The 24,150-nt window shown below is 61.5% G+C and carries 9 protein-coding genes and 2 pseudogenes; 8 read left to right on the forward strand and 3 right to left on the reverse strand.

From position 1 onward, the window contains the following. Positions 1 to 77 precede the first annotated feature (77 nt). Positions 78 to 1,517 (forward strand): short-chain fatty acid transporter, encoded by a 1,440-nt coding sequence (locus ACGI6K_RS07150; RefSeq protein ID WP_376942167.1) that lies wholly within the window; start codon positions 78 to 80, stop codon positions 1,515 to 1,517. Positions 1,518 to 1,741: 224 nt separating this feature from the next. On the opposite strand, the pseudogene ACGI6K_RS07155 reads toward ACGI6K_RS07150, so the two are convergent. Further along, positions 1,742 to 2,014 (reverse strand): annotated as a pseudogene (locus tag ACGI6K_RS07155) (MFS transporter); the annotation flags it as partial. 141 nt (positions 2,015 to 2,155) lie between these two features. On the opposite strand from ACGI6K_RS07155, the gene ACGI6K_RS07160 reads away from it, so the two are divergent. After that, positions 2,156 to 2,644: a hypothetical protein gene (locus ACGI6K_RS07160; RefSeq protein WP_376942165.1), complete on the forward strand. Its 489-nt coding sequence runs from the start codon at positions 2,156 to 2,158 to the stop codon at positions 2,642 to 2,644. A 321-nt stretch (positions 2,645 to 2,965) separates the two neighbouring features. Here the strand turns inward: ACGI6K_RS07160 and ACGI6K_RS07165 are convergent, their stop codons facing one another. Continuing rightward, positions 2,966 to 3,661: a DUF3313 domain-containing protein gene (locus ACGI6K_RS07165; protein ID WP_376942163.1), complete on the reverse strand. Its 696-nt coding sequence runs from the start codon at positions 3,659 to 3,661 to the stop codon at positions 2,966 to 2,968. A 159-nt stretch (positions 3,662 to 3,820) separates the two neighbouring features. Between ACGI6K_RS07165 and ACGI6K_RS07170 the strand changes: the two are divergent. Then, positions 3,821 to 4,985, forward strand: a pseudogene (locus ACGI6K_RS07170) (IS3 family transposase). Here the strand turns inward: ACGI6K_RS07170 and ACGI6K_RS07175 are convergent. Continuing rightward, a complete protein-coding gene (locus ACGI6K_RS07175) occupies positions 4,873 to 5,406 on the reverse strand; it encodes a hypothetical protein (RefSeq protein WP_376942191.1) in 534 nt (177 codons plus the stop codon). The pseudogene ACGI6K_RS07170 and the gene ACGI6K_RS07175 overlap by 113 nt on opposite strands. A gap of 605 nt (positions 5,407 to 6,011) precedes the next feature. Here ACGI6K_RS07175 and ACGI6K_RS07180 point away from each other — a divergent pair. The 5 genes from ACGI6K_RS07180 (at position 6,012) to ACGI6K_RS07200 (ending at position 24,133) form a co-directional block, all read left to right on the forward strand. Further along, on the forward strand, positions 6,012 to 13,817 hold the full coding sequence (locus tag ACGI6K_RS07180; RefSeq protein WP_376942161.1) for a SpvB/TcaC N-terminal domain-containing protein: 7,806 nt from the start codon (positions 6,012 to 6,014) through the stop codon (positions 13,815 to 13,817). Then, positions 13,814 to 14,278 carry a hypothetical protein gene (locus ACGI6K_RS07185; protein ID WP_376942159.1) on the forward strand — a complete coding sequence of 155 codons (465 nt, stop codon included), beginning with the start codon at positions 13,814 to 13,816 and terminating at the stop codon, positions 14,276 to 14,278. The genes ACGI6K_RS07180 and ACGI6K_RS07185 overlap by 4 nt, the downstream gene beginning before the upstream one ends. 132 nt (positions 14,279 to 14,410) lie before the next feature. Next, positions 14,411 to 15,292 carry a hypothetical protein gene (locus tag ACGI6K_RS07190; RefSeq protein ID WP_376942157.1) on the forward strand — a complete coding sequence of 294 codons (882 nt, stop codon included), beginning with the start codon at positions 14,411 to 14,413 and terminating at the stop codon, positions 15,290 to 15,292. Next, positions 15,280 to 15,642 (forward strand): hypothetical protein, encoded by a 363-nt coding sequence (locus ACGI6K_RS07195; protein ID WP_376942155.1) that lies wholly within the window; start codon positions 15,280 to 15,282, stop codon positions 15,640 to 15,642. Before ACGI6K_RS07190 ends, ACGI6K_RS07195 begins: the two co-directional genes overlap by 13 nt. Before the next feature lie 13 nt (positions 15,643 to 15,655). After that, a complete protein-coding gene (locus ACGI6K_RS07200) occupies positions 15,656 to 24,133 on the forward strand; it encodes a neuraminidase-like domain-containing protein (protein WP_376942153.1) in 8,478 nt (2,825 codons plus the stop codon). Positions 24,134 to 24,150 lie beyond the last annotated feature (17 nt).

Here is a 24,150-nt window from a genome sequence, read left to right on the forward strand (position 1 = left end):
ACCTGGCGTGGCCAAAATGGGGAAAGCGGCCGGTGCTGGCTGCCGAAAAACAACAACGACCGACAAGGAAAAACGTCATGGCAACCTGTGCCGAAGACCGTCGCTACATCGAAGAAGACAGTCGCTACGCCCGTTTCGCAATCAATTGTTCGAACTGGGCCGAGCGTTGGTTTCCCGATTCCTGGGTATTCGCCGTGCTGGCGGTGATCGTCGTCGCGCTGGCGGCGCTGGCTATGGGCGCGCGCCCGGCCGAGACCGCCAAAGCCTTCGGCGATGGTTTCTGGAGCCTAATCCCGTTCACCATGCAGATGGCCTTCGTGGTCATCGGCGGCTATGTAGTCGCCAGCTCGCCGCCGGCCTCCCGGCTAATCGGCCTGCTCGCGGCCGTGCCGAACAACGGTCGCTCGGCGGTCTGCTGGGTGGCCTTGATCTCGATGCTCGCCTCGCTGCTGAACTGGGGCCTGAGCCTGGTGTTCGGCGGCTTGCTAGTGTGCGCACTGGCGCGCCGCGAGGAGCTGCGCATGGACTACCGGGCGGCCGGCGCCGCTGCCTATCTGGGTCTGGGCGCGGTGTGGGCGCTCGGCCTGTCGTCCTCGGCGGCGCAGTTGCAGGCGAATCCGGGCAGCCTGCCACCTTCGATCCTGTCGATCACCGGCGTCATTCCCTTCACCGAGACCATCTTCCTCTGGCAGTCCGGCGTATTGCTGGTGGCGCTCGTGCTGGTGTCGCTGCTGGTCGCCTATGTCACCGCGCCGGGCGCCGCCAGCGCGCGCACCGCGCAGGCCTGCGGGATCGACCCAGGCTTCGCGCCGCCGCCACCGGCGCAGCGCACGCGCCCCGGCGAGTGGCTGGAATACAGCCCGCTGCTGATCATCCTGCTGGTTGTGCTCGCCGCCGGCTGGCTCGCTCAGGAGTTCGCCAGCAAGCCGGCTATCGAGGCGATTTCCGGGCTCAACACCTACAACCTGCTGTTCCTGATGCTCGGCGCGCTGCTTCATTGGCGGCCGCGCAGCTTCCTCGATGCCGTGGCGCGTGCGGTGCCGGCCACCGCCGGGGTGCTGATCCAGTTTCCGCTGTACGGTTCCATCGCCGCGATCATGACCAAGGTCGCCGGTGACGATGGCCAGACCCTTGCCCATTACATTTCCACGTTTTTTGTGCAGGTCGCCTCGCACGACACCTACGCTCTGCTGATGGGGGTGTATTCGGCCGTGCTCGGGTTCTTCATTCCGTCGGGGGGCGGCAAGTGGATCATCGAGGCACCTTACGTGATGCAGGTCGCCAACGAACTGCGCTACCACCTAGGCTGGGCGGTGCAGATCTACAACGCCGCCGAGGCACTGCCCAACCTGATCAATCCGTTCTACATGCTGCCTCTGCTGGGTGTGCTGGGACTGAAAGCGCGCGATGTGATCGGCTTTTCCTTCGTCCAACTGGTAGTGCATGCGCCGCTGGTGCTGGTACTTCTCTGGGCGTTGGGAACGACGCTGGAATACCGACCGCCGCTTATGCCCTGATTGGCGCGAGGGCCATGTCGACTCCGCCAGTCGATGGCCCTGGGCGATGTCGGTGGGTGTGGGGCGGCGCGAAGCTTGTGCCGGCCCGGCCCGACGAAGTTTAAGCTGCGTATGTTAGCGCCAGTCCTTGACCACTTGTCCGCCGGCTCTAGGGCAAATCAGGGCTACAAGCGGATCTCGACAGCCCAGGGACCCGCCTCGCCGATTTCGATGCGAACGTCTTCCTATGCCTCCGGTGTCACGTCGGCTCCAGCGCAGCGGCGGAAGACTTTCTTGAACGCCAGCGGCAGATCCAGCCCCAGGGCCAGACCGATGGCGCCCTCAGCGGCGGAGAACAGCAGCCTGTAGTGGCCGTGGCTGGCAAAGAACAGCGCCGAATAGGCGTAACCGGCCAGCGCCTGGAGGCTCGCGAAGGACATCGTGGCACGGCTCCAGGTGGCACTCTGCCGGTGATGTCCGGCAACCAATTGCCGCACACGGGCCAGCGCCAGCAGCACCGGTGTGACCAGCCGAGGTACCGCCGTTTGCCCTGCTACATCCTTGGCAGATGGCATACCCTCGGAGGACGCCCAGCGGTCAAGTGCCGATGACTTTTTGGACTATAGTCCAAGTGCTTTGACTTTTCGGAGGATTGTTTCATGCCTCGACCTACAGCCGTACATGCCTTCGCCGGGCTGCTACTGGCCGGTGTCTTGTTCGATGTCCGGGCGGCGACCGTGGTTCCACTGAAGGGTCAAAGCTCGCAACAGATCCAGGCGGACGTCACGGCCTGTCAGTCGCAGGCCGGCGCTCAAGCCGATTCGTCCAGTCAGAGCAATGACTCCCGGGGCGGTGGGCGCGTGCGTGGCGCGGCGAGCGGGGCCGTGGCCGGTTCAGTGGCTGCCGAGGCACGCGGTCGACAGCATGAGAATGTCTATGATCGGGCCGACGACGAACTCAAAGAAGAATACCGACAGGAGCAGGCCCGTCAGGCAGCCGCCGCCGGCGCTGCGGTCGGTGCGTCCCGGCAGCGTCAAGAGCGCCGCCAGGAGCGGCGTACGGAGCGGGATAGCGAGCAAAGTAGCGCAAGCGTCGAACAAGCCTATAGCAACTGTATGAGCGCCCGGGGCTATTCAATCAGCCCCTGACTCCGCTCGATTGCCGCGCAACTGTCCTGCTACGCGGTACGCGAAGATCCCAGAAATGGCTGGATGCCACGCATGGCGGGCGAGATCGACGTCAGGCCCTTTGCGTTCGCGAAAGCGTGCGAACAGCGCCGTGCCCTTGATCTCCTCGATATCTCGATGTGTTGAGCGGACCGCCGTGCGCAACGGTCTCCGGCCGCGCTGCGGGTCGGTCCTGCGCGAACAGGCGAGTACGACGCCATGTTCGTGTTCGGGATATTCGCGACAAGCTGGGCCTGCATTCGGGCGATCCGCTCGACCTTGACCATCTGCCACAGGTTTGGCTCAACGTTCGGCCCGCCGTTCGGCGCTCTGGCGATAGGCCCGGTCCAGGCGCACGCGCACCTGCCTGGCCCAGTCATCCAGGGCTTGGTAAGTGTCGTTGGCGCTAGCCTTGACGGAAGGCGAGATTTCGTTGCCGCTGGCAGCGCTGACCGATTGGGCAAGGAGTTCCCCTGTTCTGGCATTGCGGATTTCGGTCTCGAAAAAGATTCGTACCTGTTGGTCACGCACACCGGTGAGCTGCATGCCGGCACCGATAAGAAAGCCGATGGGAACGTACTCGGTGGGCTTCAGGTCGCGGGCGTTGCGGATCAGGCCGGTGATCGCCGGGCGCAGGCGCAGGCTGCGCGTATCGTCGGATTTCACCAACTGGTAGCCGCCGGCCTGCAGCTCGCGGCGAATAGCCTGGTCGAGATGAGCGAGGACCTTGGCGGTTTCTTCGCCGCGCTCGGCAATCAACTTCTGGGTGGCGGAGTCGACGTAGTAGCGGGCGGGTTCAAGGACGATCCGCTTGTCGTAGTCCTGGCGCAGCTTCAGGTCCGGCTTGACCCAGTATTCACTGTTGTCCCAGTACGGGTCCTTGACCAGCCTGCTGTAGTCGCCGAGAAAGCCCGAATGCCGGCTCTCGGAGGAGGGTACGTTGCTGCACGCGACGCCGGCGAGTGCCAAGGCGACGATCGTGAGTCTCCAGAAGCACATGCTCGATTTTCCTTGGGAGCTTTTAGAAATCGAGTCTAGACCGTCCCCTGCCGGTGTCGGGCAATTCCGACAGAGTGTGCCCGTTAGCACAGTTATATATTGCATTGGGATAGCCTGATTTCGGCAGACAGTCTCGATTGCTACCATCAGTGATCGGGAGTGAAACATGATCAGAAACAGTTACCCAGAGAGTTCCGCGCCGAAGCGGTGAAGCTGGTCCTCGAACAAGAACTCAGCCGTAAAGAGGCGGCCAGCCGGTTGGCATTCCCAAGGGAACGCTGGCCACTTGGGTGGCGGCTGCCATGGCAGGCAGTGAGAAACCAGCCCCAAGGGCGAGAACCGTTGCCGAGCGGGAGGCGGAGAATGCTCGTCTGCGCAAGGAGCTCGCCGATGTCCGCACGGAGCGGGATATCGTAAAAAAAGCAGCCGCGTACTTTGCTCGGGAGTCACTGCCCGGTACGCGTGGATAGAAGAGCATCGGCACCTGTTCCCAGTAAGGGTGGCTTGTCAGGTGCTGGGCGTGTCACGCGCGGGCTTCTACGACTGGCACGCGCGGGTCCCCTCGGCGCGAGACCGGGAGAATGAGCGGTTACGGGTGGCTATCCGGGCAGCCCATGGCAAAAACCGGGAGACCTAGGGTATCCGCCGCTTACGCCAGAACTTGCTGCGATGGGCTTTGCTGCCGGGCGCGACCGTATCGCTCGCCTGCGCCGTGAAATGGGCCTGCGCGGCCGGCAGAGGCGCAAATTCAAGGCGACCACTCACCCGTCGCATACGTTGCCAGTCGCCGAGAATGTGCTGGGACAGGTGTTCAGGCCGAACCGGCCGAATGCGCTGTGGACGGCCGATATCACGTATATCCCGACTGGGGAGGGGGCTGTACCTGGCGGGCGTGAAGGATGTGTTTACCTGCGAGATCGTTGGCTACGCATTCTCGGAGCGGATGACGACCGACTGGCTGAGCAGGGCTCTGTTCCGGGCACTCCAGCAGCACCGTCCACCGCCAGGCCGCATCCATCGTTCGGATCGCGGCAGTCAGTACTGCGCGAAAGCTTACCGTGATTTGCAGGAGCAGTTTGGCCTGCAGCGTTCGATGTCAGGCAAGGGGAACTGTTTTGATAAGGCACCGATCGAGAGCTTCTGGGAAACGCTGAAGAACGAGCTCGTTCATCACCGGCGCTACGCCACGCGCGCAGAGGCTGAAAGCTCGATCAGGTAATACATCGAGATGTTCTATAACCGCCAGCGTCGTCACTCGCGACTTGGCTATCTGGCCCCCGCTGAATTTGCCAAGCGATATCGAGATTCAGTGAAGGCCGCTTGAAACGAGGCTGTCTGGTCTTGTCAGGATACCCCACCTCGACGCGGTAGTTATTTTTGAGGCTGTCTTCGATCAGGGTGTCGTAATTGGTTGTCCAATATGTCCTGATGGGAAGCCGCGAAATGATATTGTGAGCGTCAGAGAGTTTTGCCTGATCCGAAAATTCTTCAAGGATTTTCCAAGTCAGGCCGTTCGAGCTGTTCTTCTTGTTGATATGGTATTGTGCAACTGAAATAAGGTTATGCTCCAACTCAACTTTTAGACCCAACTCTTCAGTGATTTCACTGAGCAGCTTGCTCCAATTAACGAAGCCGCAGTTTTTAGGGAGGCCGGCGCCGGCGAAAACAGCGGTAACTCCATCCTCAATATCTTTCACATACGTTCTGATGAACGCTTCAATTTCAGCTAAAAACTGACCGATCATTCCCGAAACTTCTCTGAAAATGGCTACTGGCCAGCATGCGAAGAGAGAGACCATTGTCAATGCAGCCAAAAGGTGACTTCTATCTCCATTGACGCACAGCTGCTTTTTTCTGGATCTGAGCGGCCTGTGACCCTACTTCAGCACCGATCTGCTGAGCGGCTTGACCTGCCCTTGGCTTAGTTCCCAAAGCAATGTGCCAGTCTGCAATGGATGTTCTGAGTCTGTCGAGCAGTTTTTCGAGCGCCGAATTCATCGTCCAGGACCTCCGGCAGAACGCCTCGAATTGCACTTGTATCACTGCAACGGTTGTTGTTGAATAGGCGCGAGTCGGACAAGCGCTTTGCGCCATTAAAGCCCTTTCAAGTCCTTGAGTGCGCGACAACTTTGCCGCGGAAAATGCGTTCTATTGCATACTAAATTTGAGCGTGCTCCGCTATTGCCATTGCCCCCTACTATGCATATGGATATGGATTAGTGAGGATTTAATGTCCGAGGCAGAAATCAGCAGGCGGAATGGAAACCTAGATAATTCCGTGCGGGCTGACGAATTTCGGCAGATGGCTCCAAGCATTCAGTTGCCCAAGGGCGGGGGAGCAATTCGTGGCATGGGCGAGAAATTCGGCGCCACCCCCGTCACCGGCACCGGGTCGATGACGGTGCCGATCCCCACGAGCCCCGGCCGCGCGGGGTTCGGGCCGCAGCTCTCGCTCTCGTACGACTCGGGGGTGGGCAACGGTCTCTTCGGATTCGGGTGGTTGCTCTCCCTCCCGTCCATCACGCGCAAGACCGACAAGGGGCTACCTCAGTACGACGACGCCCGCGAGTCGGACGTCTACGTCCTCTCCGGCGCAGAAGACCTCGTGCCCGTTCTCGAGGCGGACGGCAGCAGGAGCAAGGACGAGGTCAGCACTCCAGGCTTCATGATTCATCGCTATCGCCCGCGGGTAGAGGGACTCTTCGCGCGCATCGAGCGATGGACCGACCGAGCCACGGGAGAGGTCCACTGGCGCTCGATCACGCCCGAGAATGTCACGACCCTCTACGGCCACGACAACAACTCCCGCATCTTCGATCCAGCAGACCCTGATCCAGCGCATCCGACGCGCATCTTCACTTGGCTCATCTGCGCAAGCTACGACGACAAGGGCAACGCGATCGTCTACGAGTACGCGGCCGAGAACGATGCCGGGGTGGACCGGTCGCTGGCCAACGAGCGCAATCGCACCCGCACGGCCAATCGCTACCTGAAGCACGTCAAGTACGGCAATCGCGTCTCGCGCCTCGTTCAGCCGGACCTCTCCTTGGCCACCTGGCTCTTCGAGGTGGTGTTCGATTACGACGAAGGCCACTACGAGGAAATTCCTCTCGCCCAGGGGCAACCGGCAGACGAGCAACACCAGCTCGTTCACGCTTCGTGGAAGACAGACGGCACGTGGGCATTACGACCCGATGCCTTCTCATCGCATCGAGCCGGTTTCGAGGTGCGCTCGTACCGCCGCTGCCGTCGCGTGCTGATGTTCCACCGCTTCCCGGAGTTGAACCAGGACCGCCTTGCAGAGCTTGGCGACGAGCCCTGCCTCGTTCGCACCATCGAGTTCGAGTACAAGGACCTCGACTACTCGAAGTCTCCGACGATCGACAACGAGCTGGGCCACCAAGGCAGCTCGCGATTCGCGTCGTTCATTCAATCCATCACTCAGTCCGGCTTCGTACGTGACGGCCAAGCAGTCATCGAACGGGGCGGCGTCAAGTACATCACCTATCTGAAGAGGGCTCTTCCGCCGCTCGAGTTCGAGTACAGCAAGGCAAAGGTCCAGGATGAGATTCGGTACCTCGATGCCTCGGCAACTGAGAGTCTTCCCGTAGGCGTCGACGGCTCCACTTATCAATGGGTCGATTTCGACGGAGAAGGCGTTTCGGGAATTCTGACGGAGCAGGCTGGGGCGTGGTTCTACAAGCCCAATCTTGGAGAGGGTCGTTTCGGAGCGCTGCAGGTCGTTCCCACCAAGCCGTCACTGTTCGCGATGGCGAGTGGCGGGACGCAGCTCCTCGACTTATCGGGTGACGGTCAGCTCGACGTTGTCTCGTTCAGTGGACCAACCCCCGGCTTTTACGAGCGGACTCTGGAGGAGAGCTGGGAGACCTTCCGCACGTTCCGCAAGCTGCCGAACCTCAACTGGAACGAGCCCAATCTTCGTTTCATCGACCTCGACGGCGACGGCCATGCGGACATCCTTATCACCGAGGACAACGTCTTCACCTGGTATCCGTCCCTCGCGGAAGACGGATACGGTCCCGCGCGTAAGACTCATCATCCGCGCGACGAGGAGCGCGGGCCGCGCTTGGTGCTCGCTGATGGTACGCAATCCATCTACCTCGCCGATCTCTGCGGCGATGGCCTCACCGACTTGGTGCGCATCCGGAATGGTGAGGTTTGCTATTGGCCAAACCTCGGGTACGGCCGCTTCGGCGCCAAGGTCACCATGGACAACGCGCCATGGTTCGACAACCCGGACCAGTTCGAGCAGCGGCGCATTCGGCTGGCCGACATTGATGGCTCGGGAACGACCGATATCATCTACCTGCATCGCGATAATGTGCGCATTTACTTCAACCAGTCGGGCAACCGCTGGAGTGAGGCGCGCCATCTTCCGACATTCCCGCGCATCGACAACCTAACGTCGATATCGACAGCCGACCTGCTGGGCAACAAAACCGCATGCTTGGTCTGGTCATCGCCGCTACCCGGCGATGTGCGACGTCCGCTTCGGTACATCGACCTGATGGGCGGGCAGAAGCCCCACCTGCTCGTCCGCTCGACGAACAATCTCGGCGCCGAGACGAAGGTCGAGTACGCGTCCTCCACGAAGTTCTACTTGGAAGACAAGCGTGAAGGCAGGCCGTGGATCACGCGGCTGCCGTTCCCGGTGCACGTTGTCGAGCGCGTGACCACGTTCGACCATATCAGCGGCAATCGCTTCGCCACCTCCTACAAATACCACCACGGCTACTTCGACGGTGTGGAGCGCGAGTTCCGCGGCTTCGGAATGGTCGAGCAGCGCGACACCGAAGAGTTCGCGACCTTTGCCGCAGGTGCGCAGCCGGGCACGACCAACGTCGATGCCGTTTCGCATGTGCCGCCGGTTTTGACTAAAACCTGGTTTCACACAGGCATCTATCTCGGGCGAGACCACGTCTCCGATTTCTTCGCCGGCCTCCTTGATGACAAAGACGTCGGCGAGTACTACCGAGAGCCGGGGCTCACCGATGACGAGGCGAGGGAGCGGCTACTTCCGGACACCGTTCTGCCCGAGAGTCTGACCCTCGACGAGGAGCGCGAGGCGTGCCGTGCGCTCAAGGGCATGATGCTGCGCCAGGAGGTGTACGCGCTCGACGCCAATGACAACTCCTCGCCCGAGGAGAAGGAGCGCGCGGCCACACCCTACACGGTCGTCGAGCAGAACTTCACGCTTGAGCGACTTCAGCAGCGGCTCGGCAATCGCCATGCGGTCTTCTTTGCCCATCCCCGCGAGGTCCTGAGCAACCACTACGAGCGCAATCCGGCCGATCCACGCATCAGCCACACTTTCACGCTGGAGGTCGACCCCTTCGGCAACGTCTTGAAGTCTCTCGCTGTTGCCTATGGTCGTCGCACGCCGTCCACGGACGCGGCGCTGATGGTCGAAGACAAGGCGAAGCAATCCCAGTTGCTCATCACGTACAGCGAGAGCAGCTACACGCAGAACGAGATTCCCCCGGCTGTTCTGGTGGCAGGGCATCATCGCGCACCAATCCCAGCCGAAGCCCGAACCTATGAACTGACGGGGTTCACGCCCGAGAAGGGCGCACGTTTCAGCTTCGAGGAGTGGTCTCGGAACAACTTCGCCCTGCTCGCGTCGGCCGCGGAGATTCCGTACGAGGTCGAGGCCGACGTCACCAAGAAGCAGAAGCGCCTCATCGAGGATGTGCGCACGCTCTATCGCAAGGACGATCTGAGTGCCCTGTCGGCACTTGGCAAGGTTGAGTCTCAGGCCTTGCCGGGCGAGACGTACAAATTGGCCCTGACGCCTTCGCTCCTCGCTCTGGTCTTCACGCGAAGGCAGGCAGGTCAGCCCGATGAAGCACTGCTACCCAATCCGAACGCGCTGCTCGAAGGAAAGGGCAGCGATCAAGGCGGGTACGTTGCTTGGGACGGCAACTGGTGGATACCGTCCGGCAAAGTCTTCTTCGATTCGGGAGCGAACGCGAGCAATCCAGCGCTCACCGCCGCCATCGAGCTGAGCACCGCGCGCCAGCACTTCTTCGTTCCGCGGAAGGTCGCCGATGCCTTCGATCAGACGACTGTGGTCGAATACGACGTTTATGATCTGCTCGTCACCCGAACCACGGATCCGGTAGGCAACTCGGTCGCGGCCGCGAACGACTACCGGGTGCTCCAGCCTCGAGAGGTCACGGATCCGAACCGCAACCGCTCAACGTTGGCCTTCGACGAGCTCGGGATGGTCGTTGCGACGGCGATCATGGGGAAGCCGGGGCAACCATTCGGCGACTTGCTCGAAGGTTTCAGCGCGAATCCGACGTTGGCCAAGGTGCGCGCGTTCATCGCGGATCCTCAGGCCGAAGCGGCATCCCTTCTGGGTAAGGCCACGACCCGCATCGTGTACGATCTCGATCGCTACAGACGAGTTGGGCAGCCTCCGTTCGCCGCCACGTTGGCGCGTGAAACTCACTTCGAACCGGCACGCGACGGCCAGACCAAGATCCAGCTCAGCTTCTTTTTCTCCGACGGGTTCGGTCGCGAGATCCAGAAGAAGATTCAGGCAGAACCGGGGAAAGCCCGTAAGCGCCAAGCCCCCGTGGCGTTGCCCTCCGGCGACATCGAGCCCGGCAAGCTTGAGCCGGGAGATACAGATGTTCCCCGTCGTTGGGTCGGCTCAGGGCGGACGGTCTTCAACAACAAGGGCAAGCCCGTCAAGCAGTACGAACCTTTCTTCAGCGCGACGCACCTCTACGAGAGGGAGCCCGAGGTTACGGATACGGGCGTCAGTCCTGTACTCTTCTACGACCCGGTCGAGCGTGTCGTCGCTACGCTGCATCCGAATCACACTTACGAGAAGGTCGTCTTCGATCCCTGGACGCAAACGACCTTTGATGTGAACGACACGGTCGCCGCAGCGCAGGGCCAGCAACAATTCGCGACTCAAGACGAGACCGGCGATCCCCGGACCGATCCCGATATAGCGGGCTACGTCCGCGAATACTTCAAGACGCAGCCCAACTGGGAGACGTGGTACGCGCAGCGAATCGGCAGCGCGATGGGCACCGCCGAGCGAGACGCGGCCCGAAAGGCCGAAGCGCACGCGAACACGCCGACCACCGCCCACCTCGATGTCCTCGGCCGCGTGTTCATCACGCTCGCGCACAACAAGGTGGTCTGTCCCAGCCACGCCTTGGACGGCACGGTTGGCCGTTTCGCGACGCGGGTAGACCTGGACATCGAGAGCAACCAGCGAACGGTGCGCGACGCCGTCAAAAGGGGCGTCGACCCGCAGGGCAACGCGATCGTCGACGAGCTCGGGCGCATCGTCATGCGCTACGACTACGACCTCCTCGGCAACCGCATTCACCAGGCCAGCATGGAGGCCGGCGAGCGCTGGATGTTGAACGATGCCGTCGGGAAGCCCGTCCGTGCGTGGGATAGCCGGCTCTTCTTGCGCCGCATGACCTACGACGAGCTTCGCCGACCGACGGGCCTCTTTGTGACGGAGAACGGCGCCGAGCGGCTCGCCGAGCGCACTGTCTACGGCGAGGGCCAGGGTGACGCTGCCAACCATCGTGGTCAGATCTACCAGCGCTTCGACGCTGCGGGCGTGGTCACCAACGCCGCCTACGACTTCAAGGGCAATCTGCGGGAGCACCGACGCGATTTGCTGCCGGACTACAAGGTCGCGGTGAACTGGTTGCAGAACCCTGCTGCCACCGACGGCACTTTTACCAGCATTACGACGTTCGACGCACTGAACCGGCCGCTCACCGTCACCTCGCCAGATGGAAGCGTCTACCGACCGACCTTTAACGAGGCCAACCTTCTCGACAAGGTGGACGTGCGGCTTCGCGGCGCCGGCGTAGCCACGTCTTTCGTGATGAACATCGACTACAACGCCAAAGGGCAGCGCGAGAGGATCGACTACGGAAACGGCGCGAGCACCACCTACGAATATGACCCGCTCACGTTCCGCCTCTCGCGTCTAAGAACCACGCGCCCCGCCAACCCCGACGCGACTGCATCGCAGCTCTTCGACGTGCCTTCCGTGGTGCAGGATCTGCACTACTCATACGATCCAGTCGGCAACATCACGCGGATTGAAGACGTTGCGCTCAAGACCATCGTCCACGCCGGCCAGAATGTTGAGCCGGTAGGCTCGTACACCTATGACGCCGTTTACCGTCTTATTGAGGCGAAGGGCCGCGAGCACATTGGTCAGAACGCGTTCAATTTCAATCCGCCGAATGGTGATTGCCGCGACTACCCGTTCGTCGGGCGAGCACATCCGAACGACCTGCAGGCGCTGCGCAACTACACGGAGCGCTACGAATACGATCCGGTCGGTAATTTCGAGGCGCTCGCCCACCGCTTCAACGGCACGGGTTGGACGCGTCGCTATGAGTACCGGGAGGACAGCCTGCTCGAGGCCGGCAAGAAGAACAACCGGCTGACGAGAACCACCGTGGGCAACGGGTTCAACCAGGTCGAGCCCTACACGCACGACGCACACGGCAACATGACCTCGATGCCGCATCTCGCGGCGATGGTCTGGGACTTCAAAGACCAGCTCCAGCAGGCCGACCTCGGAGGTGGCGGCACAGCCTGCTACATCTACGACGGCGGCGGTCAGCGCGTTCGGAAGGTCATCGAATCGCGGAACGGCGTAAGGCAAAAGGAGCGGCTGTACCTCGGTGGATTCGAGATCTACCGCGAGTACAACGGCGCTGGGATCAGTCTTGAACGGGAATCGCTGCATGTTCTAGACGACAAGCAGCGCATCGCGCTGGTCGAGACCCAAACTGTCCAGAACGGGAGCGTGGTCAACGGCCCGGTGCCGCTGCAGCGGTATCAACTCGCAAACCACCTGGGTTCATCGAGCGTCGAGCTCGACAAGGATGGCGCGTTGATCGCCTACGAGGAGAACCACCCGTACGGAACGACTTCGTTCCAGGCCGGCCGCAGCGCTGCCGAAGTAAGCCTCAAGCGATATCGATATAGCGGCAAGGAGCGCGATGAGGAGACCGGGTTCTGTTACTTCGGTGCGCGGTACTACGCGTGCTGGCTAGCCCGTTGGCCTACGTTTGATCCCAAAGGAGTTGAGGCCGGAATTAATCCTTACGCTTTCGTTGTCAACAACCCGATTCGGCTCTTTGATCCGGATGGACAGGATTGGCGCGACTCGCTCAGTTGGACTCAACGTGCTGCTCTTTGGGTCGACGACAGGATTCAAGAGAGTCCGATTGCAAAAGGGATCGTAAACAACCTCGACAAGCGAGGCGAGGCTTTGATGAAGGCACCGGGAGCCATCAGGGACCTCGCTGCCAAGGAGGGTGCCACCGGTATGGTGAAGGCCATGGCAACCGGGGTGGGCCACCTCGTCAAAGACACGGGGGAGGCGCTGGGCGATATCGCTTTTGAGGCTACCCACTACGAAGGTGACAAGAGCAAGGAGAAGATTGCTAGCCGGGCACTCGACGTCGTCCTCAATACGGCGGATATCGTCACGCTCGTAGATGGTGCCGGCGCAGCGAAGAGCGTCGCTGTCAGCGGGGGAAAGACGCTTGTGCAAGGCGGCAAAGTTGCGCTTGAGACGGTCAAGGAAGGCTTGGAGGTCGCAGCCCAAGGAGGCAAACTGGCCCCCGCCATGGGTGTAGCGTCTGCTGGAGGCGGCACTCTGGCAGCCACTGGTCCCGTACTCGCTCCGCTTGAGGTTGCTGACGTCGCCAAGACAGGCGCGCTGTTAGCGGTAGCCGCAAAAGAAGGCGGCGGTTCGTCCGCGCCCAAGCCGAAGGTTCCAGAACCCGGAGAGGCAGCGGCTGCTCCGAAGAAGCCGAACTTGAACAACAACACGTCGACTTCAAGGTTTGGGGTATATGAGGTTGAAGTCGGCGGTGACCTCCACAAGATTGGCAAGGCCGACCTGAATCGGGTTACCCAATCGTCCGGACTTCCTACCAGGCTCCATCAGCAAGTCCGAAAGCTGGAACAGGCGGTTGGGAAGGGCAATGTAGTGGGCGAAGTTGTAGAAGACCTTGGCGAAACCACAAGTGCTCAGGCGAAGGCAGCCGAAACTGCTCGTCTAAGAGCGTACTACGAGAAGACCGGGAAGGTCCCCCCAGGCAACCAGAGGAGCTTCAAGCCATGAAAGTATTTTTCGGTCAAATCTACGGAGAGGCAGGCGTCAGTTTTCCGTTCTCGCACCATATGCAAGCATGGTTGGGGGCTCAGCTTTCGGAGTTGGCCACACCCAACACCGAGTTTCTCAATATGTATGGAGCGGACTTCGCCCTCATGGTGCGCATCAGTGCACGTACAAACTGCACTGAGAACCAGATCAAAGGTCCGACGGTCTTCAAGAAGACCAAGGACGTCGAATACACGCTATTTCTTCCCTACGACGCTATCGTCGCGGCCGACGAGGGGTGCCGTGCTGCCGTGCGCTTCTTGCTGAATGGTATTCAGCAAATATTCACTCTGGCGCATATTGACGCGGCTGACTTCGAGTCGAGAATGGCCTTCATTGAGGAGCAAGTTTGTTCTGATGAAGCCATGCTGAAGAAACCGTGGTCGGTTGCTTTTCCGAAGCGGGGGAGCTCGTCGACATGACGGCAACGCATCGCACAAGCTCGGGATCATCTGCCGAATCAGATTCAGGGCAACACCCGAGTTTGAGGTGCGAATCCGCGCCTCCATTTTCGCCTTGGACTGTTGTCGACGGTGGTTTGGGAGTTCGACAGCATGGCTGAGCACAGCCTCTTCTACTACCCCTACGCGTCCCTCACGAACGAGCAGCTCCCACTACTCAAGGTCGCGGCGCTCTACTTCGACAAGCTGATCATTCTCGACCCGGTCGGCGCGAGCTGGGCGACAGTCGGTGCTGATCACGTCGCCCGCGACGCGATCACGCTTCTGAAGGGCGCCGGCATCCTGGAGGTCGTGACGCCGGCCGACGTGCTTGCGAAGTACGCAGGCCCGGTCACCGAAGCCGTCCGCCGCGACATGGCCGATCGCGAGTTTCTGGAACTCTGCGACGCGCAAGTCCAAGCCACCGGCAAGCAGCGATCGACCCTCGCGCTCGCCAAGGTCCCGCAGCAACCGCAGACCGATCAGGCGATCCGCCACTTGATGGGAGACTTCGCCCGTGAGGTGGCGAAGGACTCTGGGCACTTCAGAGAGCATGCCGGCGGGAACCCAGGCGAGTACTACGAGTACGCCGAGCGCGGGCAGGCATTCGACGAATACCGCGAGGGGTACGGTGGCAACGTCGAGTACCGCTACGCGGACTTCCCGCTCGCGCTCGGCGAAGCGATCATGATGAACCACGCATGTTCATTGGCCTCTTGCACTCTGGAGCCACGCCGATCACCGACGATGCGTTTCACAGCCAGGTCCTCGCCCACAAGCTCCAGCGGATCGCGCAGGAGCCGGCCATTCGCTAGGCAATCGCCAGTCGCGCGGATCAGCGAAAACTCAAAGCCGGAACCCTTGCCGCAGCGGCACTCACTGACACCGAGGTCAAGCTGCCCATCCTGGCCCCCGCGGTGCCGCTGGCTGAGGTTCTCGAGTACCGGCAGAAGAACCCAGATGCCCTCGCCAAGGTTCGCGAGATGCTCGGACTGATGGCAAGGCGCATCGAGGCCGAACCGTGGAGCGCCGACTTCGCCAACGAGATCGAGACCAAGACCGTACCGGAGCTCATCGGCCAGCTTGCGGACGTGGCCAAGGCTCGCGATGCCTGGCTCGGAACGGCGACAACCAAGAGCTGGCTCGAGGCGGCCGGCATCGCCGTCGGCGCGGCTTCAGCCGTGCTCGCTGTCGTGACCCCGGTTGCGTCGCCATCGTCGGGCTCGGGATCGTCACCGGCACCGCGATTCCCGGCGCCGAGTGGCTGCTCGATTGGCACGACGGCAGGAAGACCATCCAAGAGAACGAATTCCACTACCTGCTGCGAGTGTAGGGGTTCCCGCTAGGAGCGACCAGATCATGAACAACGTTACTTTCCCTTTGAAACCGCATATGAAAGGCCGCGACGTGGCCAATCTGCAAGAAGCGCTGGGGCAGCTTCTCGAGCGAAGCGCTGTCCTTTGCGACAACGAAGTGGCTTGTCGCGAGCTTGCAAATGCGCTGAAGGGCGAGCGTGAGGCTCAGATCTTCGGAGAGGCCACTCGCAAGCTGGTTGAGATTTTCCAGAAGGAGCGGCGCATCGCTGGCGATGGTGGTGTGGTTGACTCGGCAACGGCCGCTGCGCTGAACGAGCTCTTGCGGGAGTGGAGTCTTCTCGACCAACTGAATGGACGAGTCGCCCAAGTCGTCAGCGGCGAGGTCCGTCGAGAGGACGGTGCACCCTTGCGGGGCGTACGAGTCCGCGCTGTCCACGGCGTGGACGGGCACTCGGTTCGCCTCGGTGAGGACACGACGGACAACGACGGTCGCTACACCATTCGCTATGATCTTCTCCCGGAGCTGCGACGTATCGACCTACGCGTCACCGTTGTCGGCGACGACGGCAAGATACTCGCCAGCTCCGTCGTGGTACCCGGCGCCAAGCCGTTGGAGGTCATCGATCTCAAGGTGCCGGTTGTTTCGGCCCCTTCGGTGCAGCGACTCGAGGGTCGAGTTGTGCTGGAGCACGGCTTGCCCGCCGAGAAGCTGACGCTCCGGTTGTACCGACGCGACTTCGGGGGCAACGCGACCAAACTGGACGAGACCACCACCGTTGCAGGGGGACGCTACTCGTTCGCATATGACTCGGTTGGCAAGGCGTTGAGCTTGGAGGTTCGTGCCGTCGATGGTGCTGGCAATGAGATACCGCTTTCGAAGCCCGTGAACGATCTCCCCGGCGAGGCGCGAGCGGCGTTGAACCTCGCTGCCCCCGCTGCCCTACAGCCGTTGGCGGCCGAGTACAAGCGGCTCACGGACGATGTGAAGCCGCTGGTTGGCGACCTGAAGAGGCTCGCCGTAGCAAAGGAGAATGCCGATCAGCAGGACCTCACGGTTCTGAACCGCGCCAGCGGCTGGGATGCGCGGCTGCTGGCCTGCGCCGCGACGGCCCAGCGCTTGAGCGCGGATGGAGACGTGGGGCTCTCTAGCGAAGCGCTGTACGGGCTTCTTCGTGCCGGTCTGCCATCGGACAAGTTGCTACTCGCCCACGTCGGTCCTGACGTTGCGGAGCGTGTGCTCAAGACGGTTCGCGATGCCGGGATCGTCGCGCTCGATGACCCGGCGGTGGCGCAATTCAAGCAGCAGTTCACGATTTTCGCGAACAAGGTGCGCCTTTCCATCGCTGTGCCGGGGTCGCGGTCGACGTACGCGCAGATACTCCGGGTGTCGGGTCTCAACGACCAGGATCAAGAGAAGTTCGCAACCGCGTATCTTAACCATCGCGGCTCGCCTGCTGACCTATGGGACAGCGCACGCAAAGCCGGGCTCGACGATGTGAAAGTCCGCAAGCTTCAGCTCCAGGGCAAGGTGTCGTTTCTCACAGGAAGCAGTGAGAAACTCACGGCCCGAATCCAGCAGGCTTTGGACAAGAGCGGTCCAGCGCAGCTCGCCGAGAAGGATTTGGATCGCGCCAGCTCGTGGGTCGACGAGATCCACGCTGCTGTCGGGATCCCGGCGAATCGCCGCGATAACCTCACCGACGCCGACAAGAAACAGCTCGAGGCCTTGATTCCGCCTGCCTTCGGCGGTGCGACCGTCGAGGCACGGCGCAACCTGTGGGCGGAGGACATGGCCCGCAAGGTGCGGCTGAGTTACCCGACCCAGGTGGTTGCGCGTTCGATCGAGCGCGACGGGACCGATTCGTTCAAGCTCGGCGCGGCGCGGGACAAGACCGTGCAGTTGCTGAAGGACGCCGCGTCACAGGGCTTCCGACTGGGGCAGACACCCGCAGCATCCTTCTTCAAAACGCACGCTGGGGCCCGGGCAGGGTTGACGGATGCCGAATTCGGCACGGTCGAGAAGCACGTCACGGCGCTACAGCGTGTCTACCAGATCACGCCGAACAATGAGGCGATGCCCGTTCTGTGGGCCCTCGGCATGACGTCCGCCTACGATGTGATGGCCTATGCCGAATCGGAGTTCATGGCGCTCTACGCCGCCAAGTATCGGGAATTGTATAAGATCGCCCCCACGCAAGCGGAGTCTCGTCTCGTCTACCGGAAAGCGACGCAAGTAAGCAGCGTTACGTACAACCTGTTCAGTATCGCCAAGAAGCTCGACAGCGAGCTACCGGTCTTCGGCATATCCTCACCCACGCAGGTGCGCGAGAACGCCAAGAACGAACTGATCAAGCACTTCCCAACCATGGAGTCGCTGTTCGGCTCGATGGATTTCTGCGAATGCGAGCACTGCCGCTCGGTCCTCAGCCCCGCGGCATATCTCGTGGATCTCCTCCAATTCGTCGATGCCGAGCCGGAGGTGTGGGGGAACTTTCTGGCGCGCTGGAAGGATAACCACGGCGGACAGGACTACACAGCGAAGTACAAGAAACCCTACGACGCTCTCGTTGAGCGCCGCCCCGACCTTCCGTACATCCCGCTCACCTGCGAGAACACCAACACCGCGCTCCCGTACATCGATCTCGTCAACGAGATCCTCGAATACTACGTCGCTCACGACAAGCTGGAAGCTGCCGCCGCGCACGATACTGGAGATGCGACAACACCGGAGCTTCTCGCCGAGCCTCAAAACATCATCCGAGAAGCGTACGACAAGGTCCGCGACGCGCGGTATCCACTCACGCTGCCCTTCGACCTGTGGATCGAAACCGTGCGTGCCTTCTGCGACTACTTCGAGGCGCCGCTGTGGAACGTGCTCGAAGCGCTCCGCGCGAGCGACGACCTCTTTGTACCGACGCAGGTCTACGATCGCGCAACGATCTTCTTGGAGTCGTTGCGGCTGTCGCCGACCGAGATCGACCTGTTCACGAATCCCGACCCGCTGGCGAAGTGGTACGAGCTCTACGGGTTCAAGAATGCGGCCGAGGCGACGACGGAGGCAACGGATGCCGTCACGAAACAGCGGGTCGATCTCAACTCCGCCAAGGTGCTCTCGCGAAGGCTCGGAGTGACCTACGAGCAGCTCGTCGAACTCCTCCAGACGGCTTTCGTCAACCCGAAGCTCAATCAGCTCGTCTTCCTGTACAAGCTCGGCGTGAACATCAGCAGCGTTCGGTTCTGTCGCGACGCGCAGAACAAGGCTCTCTACGATCAGAACCAGGATCTTCTCGATCCCGCGTTGCCACTCGGGCAGCGACTCCCCAAGGAGCGGGCGGCGCTGTCCGCTGCCGATCAGGCGCGCTTCGATGCCTTGTCGCAGGACGACTGGCAAACGATCAATGAGATCGAGGCTTTCGAGGGGCGGCTCGACGAGTTCAGCAAGAAGTTTGGTCTGCCTATTGTGCAGATCAACGCGGAGCTGCAGGGCATCCCGTTCGATCAGGTCTTGGTGCTTGCGGATCCGAACGCCGGTTGTGACTTCGACGCCACGATCTTGCGCTACGCTGGCGGGCAAGCGGCGGACGACATCGCCTTTCTGAAGCTCAACTTGTTCGTGAGGCTTTGGCGGAAGCTGGGATGGACCATCGAGGAGACCGATCGCGCTCTTTATGCTTTCATGCCTGCAAACGCGCCTTTCGAGAAGGCGACGCTCGATAAGCGCCCTTTCCTGACTGTGCTGATCTACCTAGCGCACCTCAGGGCGCTGGATGACACGATCCGCGTCGGCAAGCAGAGCCGCGTGAAACTGACGACGCTGTGGGCGAGCCTTCCGACCACCGGGAAGAAGTCGCTCTACGAGCAACTGTTCCTGAATCGCGCCGTTCTGAAGAGCGACGACGTCTTCGACCACCCGCTCGGGCAGTACCTGTCAGCGGCATGGATCTCCGCAGCGGCACAGAAGCGCCAGTTCGAAGCCCGGCTCCAGAACGTCAAGGCCGCGGATAAGATCGACCCGGCGCCCTTCGCAGGTGAGCCGAGAATCCAGATCTCGTACGACGCGCTCGAGGAAGTCCAGCATCTCTCGTTCCAAGGCGTGCTCACCGATGCCGATAAGGCGGCGCTGGTCGCGCTGTCGCCGAACCCCAACCTGCCTGAGCTTCTCGACGCCGCGCAGGCGAAGGGCAAGGAGTTTTCGCTCGTCAAGGGGCACTTGTTGGCGCTGCAGGGCGCGCTGGGACTCACCGCAGACAACGTACGGCGCATTCTCGAAGATGCCGGGAAGTCACTGGATACGGCCGCGCTGTCGCTCGACCACGTCTCGCTTCTGTACCGGTACGGGTTGCTCGCAAAAGGGTTGAATTTGTCGGTGCGAGAGCTGATTGCTCTCAAGCAACTCTCCGGCCTCGACCCCTTCAAGGCGCTTCATCCCGATCCCGTGACGAAGCTGGAGGAGGACTATCCCTTCTCCCAGACGCTGCGTTTCGTGGAGGTCGTCGAGAAGATCAAGGACACCGCGTTCAAGGTGGACGATCTCGAGTACCTGCTCAGGCACCGCTTCGACGAGACCGGCAAGTATCGCCCGAACCGGGAAGGCACGCTGACGCTCCTGAAGACGCTGTCTGATGGCATTCGAGCGATACGTTCCGACAACGCTATTCCCGCTGACCCCGGTGCGATGGGTGAGGACGTGCTCCGGCAGAAGCTCGGTCTGATTCTGCCTTTCGATGTGGTCGAACGTTTCCTGGCGATGATGAACGGCACGGCCGAGTTCACGGCCACCAAGTTGCTTGTGGCGCCCGCCGATCAGCTGAAGGTGCAGGAGTTCAGCGACGAACCCGCGTTCCGGGAAGTCGTCTACAACGGAACGCGGCAAGAGCAAAAGCTCACGTATCGCGGCGTGCTGCTCGACCCCGTCGAGAAGGCGGCGCTGCTGGCCCGGTTACCGAAACCGGTGCCACCGAACCTACATGTGCCATCGGCGGTTCTCAGCAACTTGCTGGACGACGTGGAGAAGCAGGCGCGTGCCTTCTTCGAGAGGCATTTCCAAAAGCAAGCCGCAAATGTTCAACCCGCGACCGGCTTTCTTGACGCGGCGGACTTCGCCTTGCTGTTCGCTCCAGTAGCGGTAGGTCTGATTGAGGTCCAACTCAAAAACGTCAAGACGGCCGACAAGATCGACCCAGTGCCGTTCGCAGATGAGCCGAGAATTCAGATCTCATATGACCCCATCGGGGAGGTTCAGCATCTGACATTTCAGGGTGTGCTCACTGATTCCGAAAAGGCAGCGTTCGTCTCGCTCTCACCGAACCCCAACCTGCCTGAGCTTCTCGACGCCGCGCAGGCGAAGGGCAACGCGCGGCTACAGGACAGCCTTCGCCAACAACGCACGCGGCTTGCGAACGCCTTCTTGCCGTTCTTGCAAGAACGCCTGATCCGACAATTCTTGCTCCAGACGCTGACCGCGTACACAGCGGCCGATCCGGTGCTCGCCGAATCGCTGCTGACGGACGTGCGCCTTCTCGGTTTGGTTCCGTCGGGAGGTAGCGCAACGCAGTCTCTGGTCACGGCTCTGTCTGCGTCCAGCGACCGCGGGCTGAGCGTGGACTTCTTCGCCTCGACGGACGGGACCGGTGCAGTCCTTCATTCACTTGTCTTTCCCGACGCCGACACCGGACTCAAGGACAGGAACAACAATCTGATTCGGCCCGCGGCGGCGAGAAGCGCGATGTTCGATGGCTACGTCGAAGTACCTGCCGCTGGCGCGTACCGCTTCTTCGTCGCGCTCGACAAACAGAACGCAACCGTCGAGGTCCGCTTCGATCATCTGCCTGCAGGCCTGTTTTGGAGTGGTACGGCCGCAGCCGACGGAGCGGTACTGGGCGACAAGCCGAACGAGTACATCGAACTGAAGCCAGGGGTTCCGTACCGATTCACCGTCAAGCTGCGAAACCTGGGAGGCGGCGACGCGCGAATCCTGGTGCAGGGGGAAGCGAGGCCGAAGGACAGCCTGTCCCAGCTTGCGCTCTATCCGATCACTACGCTTAGCGGTGCCGAGCGCGCCGTGACCTTGCTGACGAAAGGCCTGGCTCTCGCACAGGGCTTTGGTCTGAACGAGCGCGAACTGCGCTACCTGCTGACCCACGCGGGTGACTTCGGCAACTTGGACCTCAAGAAGCTGCCCACTATGGTCGGAGATGATTCTCCGGCTGGGGCTACTGCCCTGTTCAGCCAGTTCTTGCGGCTGCTCGAGTACGTGAGGGTCAGGAGTGCGATCGCCGAAGGCACGGACGACCTCATCGGCGTGTTCGAAACCAATCAGACCGGTGACATCGACAAGGTCTACTCGGCAATCGCCAAACTTGCCCGTCGCGACGACGTCACGGTGAAGGCTGCAGCGAGGGTACTCACCGCAGCGCCGGCTTTCGCCAGTGATGCGCTCCTGGGGCGCTTGTGGGATGCGCTGGAGGTGATTGAGCGGTTCGGCGTCCCGGTGGAGTCGGTGGCTAGCTGGACCCAAATCGTCGGCGCTGGGGCGAGCCCAGAGCAGCGCTTCGCGATCGCGAGGGACCTGAAGGAAGCCATCAAGGCGCGCTTTGAGCCCGAGGTGTGGCAACGCTTGGCACAGCCGATCTTCGACAAGCTTCGCCAGTGTCAACGTGACGCCTTGGTGAACCACGCGATGCATCAGCGCGGCTTTGCGCGCATGGAGCAGCTCTATGAGTACTTCCTCATCGACCCCGGCATGGAGCCGGTCGTGCAGACCTCACGCATTCGGTTGGCGATCGGATCCGTGCAGCTGTTCATACAGCGGTGCTTGCTTAACCTCGAAGCGAATGTTCCGCCGGCTGCGCTCATCAATGCCAAGCAATGGGAGTGGATGAAGCGCTACCGGGTGTGGGAGGCGAACCGAAAGATCTTCTTGTTCCCGGAGAACTGGCTGGAGCCCGAATTCCGCGATGACAAGACCCACTTGTTCACCGAGTTGGAAGGCGCGCTGCTGCAAAGCGACGTATCCAACGACCTCGTGGAGGACGCTTTCCTCACCTACGTGAGGAAGCTCGAGGAGCTCGCTCGGCTGGACATCGTCGCCATGCACCTCGAGGATAAGGCGGACCCGGCGCAGAACACGCTGCACGTCATTGGCCGAACTCACGGCGAGCCGCACAAGTACTTCTACCGCCACTACGCACACCAGATGTGGACGCCGTGGGAGCCGGTGAGCGCGGAGATCGAAGGCGATCACCTCGCTCCGGTGGTCTGGCGCGATCGATTGTACCTGTTTTGGGTCACCTTCATGGAGAAGGCAAAGACCAACGAGTCCTCGCAGCAGGTCCAACTGCCCGCCACCATCCCCGCACTGCAGAAGGAAATGGAGGCTCAGCTCCACTGGAGCGAGTATCTGGAAGGAGAATGGACGACGCGGGAGTCAAGTGGGTTCGCGCCTCCAGATGCGCAGAAGCTCAAAGCCATTTCCGTAGACCCGAGGAAGGTGTTCATCCATGTGTCGAAGGAGCCCTACGAGAACGGCGAAGAGCGCGGGGTGTACGTGCATCTAGGCTGGCCCTTCAACCAGGCCTTCTACCTCGCTGGCCGAAACAGCACTCCGGAGAAAGCGACGTTCAGCGGTGCGCCGGCGAATCCGTATAGCGCGAGCACCGTGAATGCGACCCAATACGCCGGAAGCGGGCGCTTCAAGGTTACTTTCAACAGTAGGATCGCAACTGGGCAATCGGGTTCCAGTCCGAGCCCTGAAACGCCAAGCATCCTCGATCAGAACGGCGGTTCGTACACAATCCTGCCCTGTAACAACAACATTACACTCGGCGCTCCGGACGTCGCCTCCATCGCTGCGAGCGATCCGGCAGCGGTCAAGGCTGCGATCGAGAGCGGGTTCGCCGAGATTGCCTCGTTGATGAAGCCGCTCTTCTACCAGGACAACAGGCACACGCTCTTCGTCGAACCGAATGTCACGGAGAGGACGATCGAGGAGTGGCAAGAGTGGGTGACTCGGGCGCCTCAACCAGAACCCGGGTGGATCGATCCCGATTGGTGCAAAGAAATCCCGGTCAACCCTGAAATCCCTTGGAAGTGGCCGCTTCCCACCCCAGGCGACCCGCCCTCGTTTGACTCGATCGATCACGCGTCGCTCGTGAAAGTGAAACCGGGCGAAGACTGGTTGGTGAACCCTGCAACGGGCCTGCTGTTCGATGGTGAGCTGGTCGGACCAGGAGGTCGGTTGGACGTGACGATTCTTCCGGCCAGCGAAGTCGGAGCTGCGGTTACCATGGGTGGCTTGACGGTCGATGTCCATCCGGGAAGCAGTATCGGCTCAGGAGCCACGTCCGTCCTCCTCGGCGCCGGCGGCGTCGAGAAAGCCGGTCTGAAGCGGGTCCAGGGCGGCCTAAACGTCATCGGCGGCGCAGGCCTGAACTCGACGCTCGTACAGAACGTCGACGCGCTCGCCCGTTCGGGCTTCACCGCGAATGCCATGGGCCTCGATGCTGGCCCCATTGGTCGCTGAACTGCTGGAGACATAGC

Origin of the sequence: Azorhizophilus paspali (assembly GCF_043587585.2) — a bacterium.
Taxonomy (GTDB): Bacteria; Pseudomonadota; Gammaproteobacteria; order Pseudomonadales; family Pseudomonadaceae; genus Azotobacter; species Azotobacter paspali.

Excerpts from the sequence above, each read along its gene's own strand:
- ACGI6K_RS07150 (WP_376942167.1), top strand. The coding sequence starts at position 78 with ATGGCAACCTGTGCCGAAGACCGTCGCTACATCGAAGAAGACAGTCGC.
- ACGI6K_RS07160 (WP_376942165.1), top strand. The coding sequence starts at position 2,156 with ATGCCTCGACCTACAGCCGTACATGCCTTCGCCGGGCTGCTACTGGCC.
- ACGI6K_RS07165 (WP_376942163.1), bottom strand. The coding sequence starts at position 3,661 with ATGTGCTTCTGGAGACTCACGATCGTCGCCTTGGCACTCGCCGGCGTC.
- ACGI6K_RS07175 (WP_376942191.1), bottom strand. The coding sequence starts at position 5,406 with ATGATCGGTCAGTTTTTAGCTGAAATTGAAGCGTTCATCAGAACGTAT.
- ACGI6K_RS07180 (WP_376942161.1), top strand. The coding sequence starts at position 6,012 with ATGGGCGAGAAATTCGGCGCCACCCCCGTCACCGGCACCGGGTCGATG.
- ACGI6K_RS07185 (WP_376942159.1), top strand. The coding sequence starts at position 13,814 with ATGAAAGTATTTTTCGGTCAAATCTACGGAGAGGCAGGCGTCAGTTTT.
- ACGI6K_RS07190 (WP_376942157.1), top strand. The coding sequence starts at position 14,411 with ATGGCTGAGCACAGCCTCTTCTACTACCCCTACGCGTCCCTCACGAAC.
- ACGI6K_RS07195 (WP_376942155.1), top strand. The coding sequence starts at position 15,280 with ATGCTCGGACTGATGGCAAGGCGCATCGAGGCCGAACCGTGGAGCGCC.
- ACGI6K_RS07200 (WP_376942153.1), top strand. The coding sequence starts at position 15,656 with ATGAACAACGTTACTTTCCCTTTGAAACCGCATATGAAAGGCCGCGAC.